Here is a 12719-nt window from a genome sequence, read left to right as displayed (position 1 = left end):
TTGACAGCCCGGGTCGCGATGTTAGCCTCGCGTCGGTTAATCGAATAACTAAAGTGATCACCGAAGACTCGCAGCCCGTCCCGCCACCCTTCCGGGCCATGGGGTGCCGCACACCGCAGTGCCGGCGGACGAGCGGTCTCCGCACCCCCCGCCACCCCGTAGCGGATCTTCCGCACGCACCCCTCTCCAGCTCCAGCCAGGGACGAACCCCATGAACGGAAAACCAGCTCTCCCCAATGACGGCCCCACCGGGTCGCACTACGACTTCGTGATCGTCGGCTCCGGCATGGGCGGCGCCACGATGGCCTACGCCCTCAAGGACGTCGGCGCCAGCGTGCTTCTCGTCGAACGCGGTGACTTCCTGCCGCAGGAGAAGCAGAACTGGGACGCCGGAGCCATCTTCCGCCGCCACCGTTACCAGAACGCGGAGCAGTGGTACGACGCGAGCGGCAAGGCCTTCACGCCCGGCAACTACTACTACGTCGGCGGCAACACGAAGCTCTACGGCTCCTCGCTCGTACGGTTCCGCCGCGAGGACTTCCGGGCGACGGAGCACGAGGCCAGCACCTCGCCGGAGTGGCCCTTCCCGTACGAAGTCCTGCAGCCGTACTACCTGCGCGCCGAGACGCTCTTCCGCGTGCACGGGGACCAGTTCGACGACCCCACCCTGGACCGGTCCGAGCCCTTCCCCTACCCGGCGATCGGACACGAGCCGCCGGTCCAGGAGGCCGCCGACGCCCTGACCCGCATGGGGCTCACCCCGTCGAGCATCCCGCTCGGCCTGGACCTGCGGGACGGCGGATCCTGTATCCGCTGTGCCTTCTGCGACGGGTTCCCCTGCCGGGTCCTGGCCAAGTCCGACGCCGACGTCTGCTGTGTCCGGCCCGCCCTGGCCGCCGGTTCGGTCGAGCTGGTCACCAACGCCCGGGTCACCCGGGTGCTCACGAACGACTCCGGCAGCAAGGCGACCGGCGTGGAGCTCCTCCGCAACGGAGCGCCCGTCACTGTCGGCGCCGGCACCGTGGTCGTCTCCTGCGGCGCCGTCAACTCCGCAGCCCTCCTGCTGCGCTCGGCGAACCCGCAGCACCCGGACGGGCTCGGCAACTCCTCCGGCACCGTCGGCCGCCACTACATGGTCCACAACAACTCCGTGATGGTCGGCGTCCACCCGACCCGGAAGAACACCGCGGAGTTCCAGAAGACCCTGTACTTCAACGACTTCTACACCAAGGGCACCGCTGACCACCCCTACCCGCTGGGGCACGTCCAGCTCATCGGCAAGCTCCAGGCGGAGATGATGGCCGGCCAGCGCCCCGCCATCCCCACCTGGGCACTCCGCTACGCCGCCCACCGCAGCATCGACTGGTGGCTGTTCACCGAGGACCTGCCCGACTCGGACAACCGCGTCACCCTGACGTCCGCCGGGGACATCCGGATCAACTGGAAGCCCAACAACGTACGTGCGCACGAGGTCCTCGTCCGGGAGACCAGGAAGATCCTGCGCCGCATGGGGTTCCCCCTGGTGTTCAGCCAGCGGACCGGCATCGAGGTCAACTCCCACCAGGCCGGCACCGTCCGGGCCGGCACCGACCCCGCGACCTCCGCACTGGACGCGAACTGCCGCTCGCACGGCGTCGACAACCTCTACGTCGTCGACTCGTCCTTCTTCCCGTCGCTGCCGGTGATGAACCCGGCGCTGACCATCGCCGCGAACGCCCTGCGCGTCGCGGACCACCTCACCGGCGCCTCCCCCGCAGCCGCCCCCGCCCAGCACACGAACGTCCAGCACACGAACAAGAGGTAGATATGCCCAGGCTCACCGGCGGCCAGATCGTCGTCGACTTCCTGATCCGCGAAGGGGTGGAGAAAGTCTTCGCCGTCCCGGGACACGGCAACACCGCACTCATCGACGCCTTCGTCGACCGCAAGGACGAGATCGAAGTCGTCCCGGCCATGCACGAGCAGGGCGCCGCCCACATGGCCGACGGTTACTACCGTGCGACCGGCAAGGTCGCCGCCTGCTGTACGTCCATCGGTCCCGGTGCGACCAACACGCTCACCGGTCTGACCACGGCCTTCGCCGACTCCCAGCCCTTCCTGCTGATCACCGGCGCGGTGCACACCTACATGGAGAACCACGGGGTGCTCCAGGAGATCGACCGGCCGCACGGCAACAACTTCCCGCGCATGGCCGAGCCCGTCGTCAAGCGCTGGTGGCAGCCGAGCCGGGTCGACCAGCTCCCCACCGTCCTGGCCCAGGCCTTCAACACCATGTACGAGGGCCGCCGCGGCCCCGTCCTCCTGGACATCCCGCAGGATCTCCAGGCCGAGTACGGCGCGTACGAGCCGGAGGAGACCCGCCGCCGGCGCGCGCACGGCCGCCCCGGCGGCGACCCCGAGCGCATCGCGGAGGCCGCCCGGCTGCTGGCGGGTGCCCGGCGCCCGGTCATCCTGGCGGGCGGCGGCGTCATCGCATCCGAGGCCGGCGCCGAACTGGTGGCCGTCGCCGAACGTCTCGGCGCGCCCGTGACCCACTCCTTCATGGGCAAGGGCGCCTTCCCCGCCGACCACGACCTGTACGCCTGGCCTTGCGGCGACATGGGCTCCATCCCCGGCAACGGCGTGACCCGCACCGCGGACGTCATCCTCGCGGTCGGCTGCCGTTTCAGCGACCGCATCACCTCCTCCTACAAGCCGGGCGTCACCTTCGACATCCCCGGCACCAAACTCGTCCAGATCGACATCGACGGCTTCGAGATCGGGCGGAACTACCCCGCCGAGGTCGGTGTCGTCGGCGATGCCAGGGCGAGCCTGAGCGCTCTGCTGGGCGAGCTGAACACGCTCGGCGACGCCCCGGACTGGCGCTCCTCCGAGTACTTCGCCGAGTTGCAGGACCTCAAGGCGCAGTGGGAGGAGCACCTGCGCCCGATGCGGACCACCGACCACCTGCCGATGACCAACTCCCGGGCCATGGTGGAGATCCGCGAGGCTCTGCCCCGGGAGGGCATCCTGGTCACCGACTCCAGTAATCCGGCCAACCAGGCCTTCAACGAGTTCCCCGTCTACGGGCCGCGTACCAACATCGTGGCCGGCGGCATGTCGGGGATCGGTTTCGGCCTGCCCGCCGCCATCGGCGCCCAGGCCGCCGTCGGTGACCGGCCGGTCCTGGCGATGGTGGGTGACGGCAGCTTCCTGCAGACCGGCACCGAACTGGCCACCGCGGTCATGCTCGGCCTTCCGCTGGTCGTGGTCGTGCTGAACAACGGCGGCTGGGAGGCGATCAAGGACCTCCAGATCAATCTCTTCGGCAAGGAACGCCAGATCGTCAGCGGCTGGACCACCAAGGACGGCAAGCCGTACTTCGCCGACATCACCGAGTTCGCCCGCTCGCTGGGCTGCACAGCCGAACGCGTCGAGAACCCGGCCGAACTCGCGGACGCGGTCCGCCGCGCCTTCGCCACTCCCGGCCCGGTGGTCATCGAGGCCATGAGCGCGCACGAACTGCCCTGGACCGAGATGCACCCGACCGGCTGGTGGGACATCACCGTCCCCGCGTACCACGGGCCGACCCGTGACGAGTACGTCGTCCAGCGCGGCTTCTGACCGGAGGGAAGGTACACACCATGGGCAACATCAAACTCGGCCTCAACCTGGAGTTCGCCCGCTTCGAGAACGGGTCCTTCGACTGGGCCATGGACCAGGCCGCGGCGATCGGCTACAAGTACGTCGAGCCGATGGTCCACTGGGGCCGTGAACTGCTCAGCGCGGCAGGCTACTTCCACAGTCTCTCGATGCTCGACGACCCGCTCCGTCTGAAGCACGCCGCGGAGAGCCGGGGGCTGAGCATCTCCTCGCTGTCCAGCCACGCACCGCTGGCCAAGCCGGAGGTCAGCGTCGAGTACCTGCGCCAGTCCATCCGCTACGCCGCCGAGTGCGGCGCCCCCATGATCATGATTGACGACGGGCCGCTGCCGTCCTGGACCACCGAAGAGGAGAACTACACCCTCATGCGGTACACGCTCCAGGAGGCGGCCCTGGTGGCGGAGGCGCGGGGCATCGCCATCGCGATCGAGACGCACGGCGAGTACACCGCGACACCGGAGCGGCTCGACCGCCTCATGGGGCTCGTCGACAGCCCGGCGCTGACCATCAATCTCGACACCGGCAACAGCTATCTGAGCGGCAACGACCCGCACCAGTGGCTGGAGGACATCGTCGGCCGCGTCACCCACCTGCACGCCAAGGACATATCGCACGAGGACGCCGCACGTTACCGGGGCAAGGTACGCGGCATGCTCGGCTGCGCCTGCGGCGAAGGGGTCATCGACTGGGACCGCATCGTCGCCACACTCGCCCGCGCCGATCACGAGTTGGTGCTCTCCGTGGAGTGCGCGTCCCTGGACGCGGCCACCAAGAGCTACCAGCACCTGTCCGGGCTCATCGACAAGCACGCGCCCTGAGGGACGCCGTACGAGCAACTTCTCGTCGGGGCAAGGGTACGGTCATGCCGTGGGCGCGACCCGGTACCACCTGGCCAACTGCACTCGGTGCAAGGCGAGTAGGAGAACGTGATGGCTGTTGATGACGGCGAGTTCCGGAAGAAGATCCGGTCGGACGTACCGCACTCCGCGCGGGTGTGGAATGCGTGGCTCGGCGGGAAGGACAACTACCGGGTGGACCGGGAGCTGGCCGCCGCGGTGACCGCCGCGTACCCGCAGATGGCCGATATCGCGCAGGCTTCGCGGGCGTTCCAGGCTCGGGCGGTCCGCCACCTGGCCTCCTTGGGCGTGCGTCAGTTCCTGGACGTGGGAACCGGGCTGCCGGTGGAGAACAGCACTCACGAGGTCGCGCAGTCCGTCGCACCGGACGCCCGGATCGTCTACGTCGACAACGACCCCATCGTCCTGGTCCATGCCTCGGCGCTGCTGGTCAGCGCTCCGGAGGGCCGGACGGACTATGTGGAGGGGGATCTGTCCGACACGGACGCGGTGGTGGACGAAGCAGCGAAGACGCTGGACCTGTCCGAGCCGGTGGCCGTGCTTCTGCTGTCGACCCTGGGACATCTGACCCCGGCCGACGGGATCAAGGTGGTTCAGCGATACATGGCCCGGATGCCGTCGGGAAGCTATCTGGTGCTCTGCGACACGGTGAAGACACCGCAGACGCTGGCGGCGCAGAAGGCGTACGACTCGGGCGACAACCCTCCCTACCTCGTACGGGAACCGGAAGAGATCACACGATGCGCCGATGGCCTGGAACTGGTCGAACCGGGCTTCGGATCCATCGCGTTCTGGCGCCCGACGGAAGAGAACCCCACAGCCGTCGACCAGTGGGGGCTCGTCGCCCGTAAGCCCTGAGCGGGGCCGCACGGACCCGCCCGTACGTACGGGGTCCGGGACATGCGAAGGGGCCTCTGACCAGCAATTAAGCTGGCCAGAGGCCCCTTGCGACAGGACGAGCCGGCCTGTACGCCGGGTTCTGTCGCCCGGAAACCTCGCGGTCGCCGGGGAGACGGCCATCCATCTACGACCGGCATTGCTGCCGGCCTCCTGCGGTCTACCCGCGGACTCGGGCGAGCAGCCCTCGAACGTCCGCGCAAAGCCGTCGTGCGACGGCCTCTCTTGACCTTGCTCCAGGTGGGGTTTACCTAGCCGCCTGAGTCACCTCAGGCGCTGGTGGTCTCTTACACCACCGTTTCACCCTTACCGGGGGCCTTGCGGACCCCGGCGGTCTGTTTTCTGTGGCACTGTCCCGCGGGTCACCCCGGGTGGCCGTTAGCCACCACCTTGCTCTGTGGAGCCCGGACGTTCCTCGGGAAGATCCGGAGGATCTCCACGCGGCCGTCCGGCCGACTCGTCTGCCGTGCTGCCATGCTACCCGGCGGCGACAGGGCTCTGACACGGTGTTCCGCCCTGGTGTCCCACCTCTTCGGCCCCCTTGAGGCCGGTGTCGGCGGCGGCTGGGTCCGAGCGCCGGCAGCGTGCTGATGAGCGCGCAGCACTCCGGCGGAAGCGCGCAGCACGCCGGCGAGTCGACCGCGGTGTCCCAGTCGCTCGTCTGCGGGGCTCGTCGCCGCGCCGGCCGTCGCCTGGACCTGCCGGGGTGACGCTCTCACGTCCCCATGGCTGACAGAAGAGGACTCCGGCCGCAATACCGTGGGCCTTCCACACCGCCTTCACGTGCGCGGCCGGACTGCCTCACCGCACCGTCGGAACGTGAGACATGCCACAGGAACCCCTGCCGCCTCGCGGAGAGACAACGAGTATGAGGGACACAGACGACGGAGACGGCAGGCGCGCGCGTATCCGGGCGGGAGACCGCCAGGCGTTCGCCGATCTCTACGAGGAACACGCGCCGGCGGTCTACAACCACGCCCTGCGGCTGACCGGCAACTGGTCGACCGCGGAGGAGGTAATGTCCGAGACCTTCCTGGCCGCATGGTCGCGCCGGGAATGGCTGGAACCCGAGGGCGGTTCGCTCGTGCCCTGGCTGCTGGGGATCGCGACGCACAAGGCGTACAACGCCAACCGCGGTCTGCGGCGGCGTCTCGCCTTCCTGGCCCACCGGCCGCCCCCGCCCGCGGTCCCCGACTTCGCGGAGGAGACGGCCGGCCGCCTCGACGACTCCCGCCGGCTGGCGGCGGTCCACGCCGCGCTGAGCGGACTGCGCCGCCAGGAACGGGAGGTGCTCGCCCTGTGCGTGTGGGCGGGGCTGGACTACGCGCAGGCCGCCGAGGCGCTCGGGGTGCCGGTGGGCACCGTGCGGTCGCGTCTCTCGCGTGCCCGGGCCCGCCTCAGCAGACTCAGCGAAGAACATCAGGAACGGCGGGAACCGCGGAAGGACCGCGGAGAGGGAAGAAGTGAAGCCGCTTTCGCGGCCCTGCCCCTACGGGAGGAGAACTCATGAACGCCGCCCAACCGTCCCGTCCCGGCCCCCAGCCGGACGACGTGGAGGAACTTGCCCGACTGCTGCCGCGGCCCGTGGAGTTCGACCTGCCTGCCGGGCGTCACCTCCACCACAAGGACATCCTGATGCAGCGCATCGACCACGACGCCACCGCCCCGCAGGCCACCGCGCCGCTCGCCCCACCGCTCCGGCGCAGGCTGCTGCGGCCCGCCGTGCTCGTGCCGGCCGCCTCGCTGGCCCTGGCCGCTACCCTCGCCCTCACACTGACCGGCGGCGGAGCCGGAGGCACCCCCGCCCCCCCGGCGCAGAGCGCACCACAGGCCGTCACCGCGCTCCACAGGATCGCCGACGCCTCCCTGAAGACCGACGTCACAGCGGTCAAGGACAGTCAGTTCGTCTACGTGCGCAGCCTCGTGGAGGAGAACATGGGGACCCTCGACGGCCCCGTGAAACTGGGCAAGCCCCACAAGAGCGAGCGGTGGATGGCGCAGGACCCGGCCCCCGTCACCGTCGTCGGCTGGATGCGCGACACCGGCAAGGACGCCTCGATGTCCGGTGAGGACATCCCGATCGAGACCTCCGTCCCCGACGGTTCGGACAGCAGCGGCGCCGAGGCCCCCGGGTTCGACCGGCCCACCTACCGGTGGTTCGCGTCCCTGCCGACCGACCCAAAAGCGCTTCTGAAGCTGCTGGCCTCGCACAGTGGGGCGGGCGAGCACGAGTCCAAGGACCAGGCGGTCTTCGAGATGATCGGGGACATGCTGAGCGGCAACCTCATGCCTGCCGAGAACGCCGCGGCCTTCTACCGCGCCATGGCCGAGATTCCTGGTGTACGAGAGGTTCCCGACGCGGTGGACACGGCCGGCCGCCATGGCATCGGCATCACCCGCGACGACAACTCGTCCGCGGGCCGCGACGAGTGGATCTTCGACAAGCACAGCCTGACGCTCCTCGGCTCGCGCTTCTACACCACCGCGGACAAGAAGCCCGGTAAGGCGAACGTCCCGGCCGGTTCCGAAGCCATCCTCCAGCGCGGCATCGTCGACCAGCACGGGATGGTGCCCGAGAAGGACGGCGACACCTCCGCCGGCTGACCCACCGGCGGGCGGCGCCGCCGGGCGAAGGGCGGGACGGGAGAGCGAGCCGCGCGGTCCCGGCGCTCGCCGGTCGAATCGACCGTACTGTGCGGCCCGCCACGGCTCGGCGCCCCGGAACAGCACTGTCGGCAGTTCCGGTGACGGATGCTCCGGAATCGGCTGGGCGACGGGGACCCTGGCGGCCCCTCTACCCTGGGCAGACGCTGTTGTCCGTACGTGAGGAGACCTGCTGTGCTCGTGCTCTTGCCGCCGTCCGAGGGAAAGGCCGTGAGCGGCTCCGGTGCCCCGCTGAAGCCGGAGTCGCTTTCGCTGCCCGGGCTGGCCGGTGCGCGGGCCGCCGTGCTGGACGAGCTCGTCGAGCTGTGCGCGGCCGACGAGGAGAAGGCACGCGAGGTCCTCGGGCTGAGCGAGGGGCTGCGCGGCGAGGTCGCCAAGAACGCCGGGCTGCGGACCGCGGGCGCCCGGCCCGCCGGGCAGATCTACACCGGGGTGCTGTACGACGCGCTCGACCTCGCCTCGCTGGACGCGGCGGCGCGGCAGCGGGCCGAGGACTCGCTGATGGTCTTCTCGGGGCTGTGGGGCGCGGTACGGATCGGCGACCGGATCCCCTCGTACCGCTGCTCGATGGGTGTGAAGCTGCCGGGGCTCGGGGCGCTGGGCCCGTACTGGCGCGGGCCGATGGCCGAGGTCATGCCGGGGGCCGCGGGCGACGGGCTGGTGCTCGATCTCCGGTCCGCCGCGTACACCTCGGCGTGGAAGCCGAAGGACGAGGTCGCCGGCCGTACGGCTTCGGTGCGGGTGCTCCACGCGCCGACCCGGAAGGTCGTCAGCCACTTCAACAAGGCGACGAAGGGGCGGATCGTACGGGACCTGCTCCTCGCGGACGCGGCTCCCGCCGGGCCCGACGAGCTGGTGGAGGTGCTGCGGGAACTGGGTTACGAGGTGGAGACCCCGGCCCCGGTGAAGCCGGGGAAGCCCCGGGAGCTGGATGTCCTGGTGACCGAGATCCACTGAGCGGGATCGGGCGGGCGGGATCGGGCGGGCGGGGCCGGGCGAGGTCGGGCCGGATCGGGCTGGGCGGTGGGGCGGGATTCGGTGGGCGCAGAGGACAGGACCCACCACGGCCGTTGCACGCTGCGCAACGCTCGTTGCGCAGGACGTGTGTGCCGGGGCAGGATGCCTGTATGACTTCCGTGCTTGACCTCGCCCCCGTCGTCCCTGTAGTCGTCATCGACGATGCCGCCGATGCCGTGCCGCTGGCGCGGGCCCTGGTCTCGGGCGGGCTGCCCGCGATCGAGGTGACGCTGCGGACGCCCGCCGCGCTCGACGCGATCCGTGCCATCGCCGCCGAGGTGCCGGAGGCCGTGGTCGGCGCCGGCACGGTGATCTCCCCCGACGGGGTGGCGCAGGCGGTGGCCGCGGGGTCCCGGTTCCTGGTCAGCCCCGGCTGGTCGGACCGGCTGCTCGGCGCGATGACCGAATCCGGCGTGCCGTTCCTGCCGGGGGTCTCCACCACGTCCGAGGTCGTGGAGCTGCTGGAGCGCGGGATCACCGACATGAAGTTCTTCCCCGCGGAGGCGGCGGGCGGCACGGCCTATCTCAAGTCCCTGGGCGGGCCGCTTCCGCAGGCCAGGTTCTGCCCCACGGGCGGTATCTCGCTGGCGTCGGCGCCCTCGTATCTGGCGCTGCCCAACGTGGCGTGCGTGGGGGGTACTTGGATGCTGCCGGCCGATGCGGTGGCGGCGCGGGACTGGGACCGGGTGGAGCTGCTGGCCCGGGGCGCCGCGGCGCTGCGCGGCTGAACCACCGGGGGCCGGCCCCGCACGGCCGGCCCCGGCCCCCGCTCGGCCCAACTCGCCCTGCTGCTCGGAGCTTCAGCGCTCAGCGCAGGTGCGACGTGTCGTTCAGCGCCCGTACGGACGCGTTGCCGTCGGCGTAGTACGCCACCGTCGACACCGAGGCCGCCGACAGCTCCATCCGGAACAGGGACTCCGGCGGTGCGCCCAGCGCGAGCCGTACCAGCGTCTTGATCGGTGTGACGTGCGTGACCAGCAGGGCTGTCGTGCCCCGGTGGCGTTCGATCAGGCGGTCGCGGGCCGCGGCGACCCTGCGGGCCACCGTCGCGAAGCTCTCGCCGCCACCCGTCGGCGCCGCCTTCGGCGAAGCGAGCCAGGCGTCCATGTCGGCCGGGTAGCGTTCGCGTACCTCGCCGAAGGACAGCCCCTCCCAGGCGCCGAAGTCCGCCTCGCGCAGGCCCTCTTCGATCCGTACCTCCAGACCCAGCCGGTCGGCGACCGTCCGGGCCGTCTCACGGCAGCGGCGCAGGGGTGAGGAGACAACCGCCTGGATCGTGCCGCGGGCCGCGAACGCGGTCGCGGCGTCGGCCGCCTGTCCGCGGCCGACGGCCGACAGCTCGGGGTCCGTGCCCCCGCTGCCGGAGAACCGCTTCTGCGGAGTGAGCGCCGTCTCGCCGTGGCGCAGCAGGACGAAGGTCGCCGGGGTGCCCAGATCGGCCGGGGCCGCCCAGCCGACGGCCGGCGCCGCAGCAGCGGCGTCCCGGTCGGACCCGCCCCGGGCAGCCTCGTCGTGCACAGCGGCGCCCCGGGCCGTGAATTCCGCTGTCGAGGCGGACGGCTCCCACTGCCTGCCGTCCCGGCCCGCGTCCATCGCCTCGTTGGCGAGCCGGTCCGCGTGCTTGTTCTGCGCGCGCGGGATCCACTCGTACGTCACCTGCGGCCGAGGCAGCACCGCGGCCGCCTCGGCAGCCAGCGGCTTCATGTCGGGGTGCTTGATCTGCCAGCGACCCGACATCTGCTCGACGACGAGCTTGGAGTCCATCCGGACCCGGATCCGGGCCGCCGGGTCCAGCGCGGCGGCTGCGCGCAGCCCTGCGATCAGGCCCCGGTACTCGGCCACGTTGTTCGTCGCGATGCCGATGTACTCCGCGGCCTCGGCGAGCGTCTCCCCGCTGACCGGGTCGAGTACGACGGCGCCGTAGCCGGCGGGCCCCGGGTTGCCCCGGGAACCGCCGTCCGCCTCCACGACGAACTCCCGCATCAGATGCCCGAGTCGGCCGTGCGCACCAGGATGCGACGGCAGTTCTCGCACCGCAGCACCGTGTCGGGGGACGCCGCCTTGACCTCGTTCACCTCGGTGATGTTGAGCTCCAGGCGGCAGCCCTCGCAGCGCCGCTGGTAGAGCCGGGCCGCGCCCACGCCGCCCTGCTGCTCCCGCAGCTTCTCGTAGAGCTTCATCAGGTCGGCGGGGACCGAACCGGCCACGACCTCGCGCTCCTTGGTGAGCGTGCCGGTCTCCCGGTCGATCTCCGCGGCGGCCACGTCCCGGCGCTCGGTGGCATCGGCCACCTTGGCCTCGACGGACGAGACGCGCTCGGTCAGTTCGGCGGCCCGCTCCTGGGCGGACTCGCGGCGCTCCATGACCTCCAGGACCACGTCCTCCAGGTCGCCCTGGCGCTTGGCCAGCGAGGCGATCTCGCGCTGGAGGTTCTCCAGGTCCTTGGGCGAGCTGACCGCGCCGGAGTCGAGGCGCTGCTGGTCGCGGACCGAGCGCTGGCGGACCTGGTCGACGTCCTGCTCGGCCTTGGTCTGCTCGCGGGCGGTGTCGCTCTCCTCGGTCTGCACGGCGACGCGCAGGTCACGGAGCTGGGTGAGGTCCTTGGTCAGGGAGTCGATCTCGGCGTGCTCCGGCAGCGACTTGCGCTTGTGCGCGAGCTGCGACAGGCGTACGTCGAGGGACTGGACGTCGAGAAGTCGGATCTGGTCGGCGTGCGCGGCGTTCAGTTGGGGGCTCCAGAATGATCGGTTGCGGTGGACGCCGCGTGGGCGGTCCAGGGGTCTGTGACCGTACGGGACACATGGGTGCGCAGACCCCATCCGTTGCGGTCGGAAATCTCGTCGAGCTGGGCCGCGGCCTGGGTGCACCAGGGCCACTCGGTGGCCCAGTGCGCGGCGTCGAGCAGGCCGAGCGGTGACTGCTGCACGGCCTCCGACACCGGGTGGTGGCGCAGGTCAGCGGTGAGGAAGGCATCGACTCCGGCCGCGCGTGCCCGGCCGAAGAGGCTGTCGCCTGATCCGCCGCTGACCGCGACGGTACGGACGAGTGCGTCGGGGTCGCCCGCTGCGCGGACACCCTGCGCGGTGGCGGGCAGCCGGGCGGCGGCCAGTGCGGCGAACTCCCGCAGCGGCAGCGGATGGTCCAGCTCGCAGACGCGGCCGAGACCGCGGCGGCCGAGCGGATCGGTGGGGTCCGGTACGAGCGGGCCCACCACCCGCAGGTCCAGCGCGCCCGCGAGGGCGTCGGAGACCCCGGGGTCGGCGGTGTCGGCGTTGGTGTGCGCGACGTGCAGGGCGATGCCGTGTCTGATCAGGGTGTGAATGACCCGGCCCTTGAAGGTGTCGGCCGCGACCGTGGTCGTACCGCGCAGATAGAGCGGGTGGTGCGTGACGATCAGCTGGGCGCCGAGCTTCACGGCCTCGTCGGCGATCTCCTGGACGGGGTCGACGGCGAAGAGGACGCGGTCGACGGTGTCACGGGGGTCTTCGGGGTCGCCGCAGACCGTGCCGACGGCGTCCCAGGATTCGGCCCGCTCGGGCGGCCACAGGGCGTCGAGTGCGGAGAGGACTTCAGACAGACGGGGCACGGTTACCAGGTTACCTGCGCCCCGTGCCCCTGTTGCCGGTCGGTCCCGCCGGACCG

11 protein-coding genes and 1 other RNA gene are annotated in these 12719 nt (G+C 71.0%); 8 read left to right on the top strand and 4 right to left on the bottom strand.

What is annotated here, in order from left to right; translation table 11 throughout:
- The first annotated feature begins 211 nt into the window (after positions 1-211).
- From OG385_RS24155 to OG385_RS24140, 4 genes are all read left to right on the top strand, one after another.
- Complete coding sequence (locus OG385_RS24155) at positions 212-1804, top strand: GMC family oxidoreductase (protein ID WP_266857573.1); 1593 nt, start codon at positions 212-214, stop codon at positions 1802-1804.
- Positions 1805-1806: 2 nt separating this feature from the next.
- Positions 1807-3603, top strand: coding sequence for a thiamine pyrophosphate-binding protein (locus tag OG385_RS24150; protein WP_266857571.1), 1797 nt, complete (start codon positions 1807-1809; stop codon positions 3601-3603).
- Between the two features lie 20 nt (positions 3604-3623).
- Entirely contained in the window at positions 3624-4460 is an 837-nt protein-coding gene (locus tag OG385_RS24145) for a sugar phosphate isomerase/epimerase (RefSeq protein ID WP_266857569.1), read from the top strand.
- Between the two features lie 111 nt (positions 4461-4571).
- Positions 4572-5357, top strand: a complete 786-nt coding sequence (locus OG385_RS24140; RefSeq protein ID WP_266857567.1) for an SAM-dependent methyltransferase — start codon at positions 4572-4574, stop codon at positions 5355-5357.
- Positions 5358-5451: 94 nt separating this feature from the next.
- Here the strand turns inward: OG385_RS24140 and rnpB are convergent.
- Positions 5452-5856: RNase P RNA component class A (gene rnpB, locus OG385_RS24135), an RNA gene on the bottom strand.
- A 408-nt stretch (positions 5857-6264) separates the two neighbouring features.
- Here rnpB and OG385_RS24130 point away from each other — a divergent pair.
- The 4 genes from OG385_RS24130 (at position 6265) to eda (ending at position 9805) form a co-directional block, all read left to right on the top strand.
- Complete coding sequence (locus tag OG385_RS24130; protein ID WP_266857565.1) at positions 6265-6906, top strand: RNA polymerase sigma factor; 642 nt, start codon at positions 6265-6267, stop codon at positions 6904-6906.
- Positions 6903-8000: a CU044_5270 family protein gene (locus tag OG385_RS24125; protein WP_266857563.1), complete on the top strand. Its 1098-nt coding sequence runs from the start codon at positions 6903-6905 to the stop codon at positions 7998-8000. Before OG385_RS24130 ends, OG385_RS24125 begins: the two co-directional genes overlap by 4 nt.
- 234 nt (positions 8001-8234) lie before the next feature.
- A complete protein-coding gene (yaaA, locus tag OG385_RS24120) occupies positions 8235-9017 on the top strand; it encodes a peroxide stress protein YaaA (protein WP_266857561.1) in 783 nt (260 codons plus the stop codon).
- A 170-nt stretch (positions 9018-9187) separates the two neighbouring features.
- Positions 9188-9805 carry a bifunctional 4-hydroxy-2-oxoglutarate aldolase/2-dehydro-3-deoxy-phosphogluconate aldolase gene (gene eda, locus OG385_RS24115; protein ID WP_266857559.1) on the top strand — a complete coding sequence of 206 codons (618 nt, stop codon included), beginning with the start codon at positions 9188-9190 and terminating at the stop codon, positions 9803-9805.
- 79 nt (positions 9806-9884) lie between these two features.
- Here eda and OG385_RS24110 read toward each other — a convergent pair whose 3' ends face one another.
- From OG385_RS24110 to OG385_RS24100, 3 genes are read right to left on the bottom strand one after another with little or no spacing between them, the layout of a single operon-like run.
- On the bottom strand, positions 9885-11060 hold the full coding sequence (locus OG385_RS24110) for a bifunctional RNase H/acid phosphatase (protein WP_266861128.1): 1176 nt from the start codon (positions 11058-11060) through the stop codon (positions 9885-9887).
- Positions 11060-11803: a zinc ribbon domain-containing protein gene (locus OG385_RS24105; RefSeq protein WP_266861126.1), complete on the bottom strand. Its 744-nt coding sequence runs from the start codon at positions 11801-11803 to the stop codon at positions 11060-11062. The genes OG385_RS24110 and OG385_RS24105 overlap by 1 nt, the downstream gene beginning before the upstream one ends.
- Positions 11800-12663, bottom strand: coding sequence for a Nif3-like dinuclear metal center hexameric protein (locus tag OG385_RS24100; protein WP_266857557.1), 864 nt, complete (start codon positions 12661-12663; stop codon positions 11800-11802). Before OG385_RS24100 ends, OG385_RS24105 begins: the two co-directional genes overlap by 4 nt.
- Positions 12664-12719 lie beyond the last annotated feature (56 nt).

Source organism: Streptomyces sp. NBC_01306 (genome assembly GCF_026340465.1).
Classification (GTDB): domain Bacteria; phylum Actinomycetota; class Actinomycetes; order Streptomycetales; family Streptomycetaceae; genus Streptomyces.
This window is presented reverse-complemented; position numbering and strand designations above follow the sequence as displayed.

Coding starts and splice junctions, on each gene's coding strand:
- OG385_RS24155 (WP_266857573.1), top strand. CDS start 212: ATGAACGGAAAACCAGCTCTCCCCAATGACGGCCCCACCGGGTCGCAC.
- OG385_RS24150 (WP_266857571.1), top strand. CDS start 1,807: ATGCCCAGGCTCACCGGCGGCCAGATCGTCGTCGACTTCCTGATCCGC.
- OG385_RS24145 (WP_266857569.1), top strand. CDS start 3,624: ATGGGCAACATCAAACTCGGCCTCAACCTGGAGTTCGCCCGCTTCGAG.
- OG385_RS24140 (WP_266857567.1), top strand. CDS start 4,572: ATGGCTGTTGATGACGGCGAGTTCCGGAAGAAGATCCGGTCGGACGTA.
- OG385_RS24130 (WP_266857565.1), top strand. CDS start 6,265: ATGAGGGACACAGACGACGGAGACGGCAGGCGCGCGCGTATCCGGGCG.
- OG385_RS24125 (WP_266857563.1), top strand. CDS start 6,903: ATGAACGCCGCCCAACCGTCCCGTCCCGGCCCCCAGCCGGACGACGTG.
- eda (WP_266857559.1), top strand. CDS start 9,188: ATGACTTCCGTGCTTGACCTCGCCCCCGTCGTCCCTGTAGTCGTCATC.
- OG385_RS24110 (WP_266861128.1), bottom strand. CDS start 11,060: ATGCGGGAGTTCGTCGTGGAGGCGGACGGCGGTTCCCGGGGCAACCCG.